The following is a 410-nucleotide window of genomic DNA, read 5'->3' on the forward strand; positions in this document are numbered from 1 at the left end:
ACACGTGGTAGGGGAGCGTTCTGTAAGTCTGCGAAGGTGTGTTGTGAAGCATGCTGGAGATATCAGAAGTGCGAATGCTGACATGAGTAACGATAATGGGGGTGAAAAACCTCCACGCCGGAAGACCAAGGGTTCCTGTCCAACGTTAATCGGGGCAGGGTGAGTCGACCCCTAAGGCGAGGCCGAAAGGCGTAGTCGATGGGAAACGGGTTAATATTCCCGTACTGACGTGTATTGCGATGGGGGGACGGAGAAGGCTAAATGGGCCAGGCGTTGGTTGTCCTGGTGAAAGGGTGTAGGCAGAGTGTTTAGGTAAATCCGGACGCTCAATGCTGAGACCTGAGACGAAGTCACTACGGTGGCGAAGTCATTGATGCCCTGCTTCCAGGAAAAGCCTCTAAGCTTCAGAT

Annotated in this window: 1 rRNA gene; it reads left to right on the forward strand. The window is 53.2% G+C overall.

The annotated features are described in order from the left end of the window. Window positions 1–410 (forward strand): 23S ribosomal RNA (locus Q0753_RS16575); the annotation flags it as partial.

Origin of the sequence: uncultured Oceanisphaera sp. (genome assembly GCF_947495715.1) — a bacterium.
Taxonomy (GTDB): Bacteria; Pseudomonadota; Gammaproteobacteria; order Enterobacterales; family Aeromonadaceae; genus Oceanimonas; species Oceanimonas sediminis.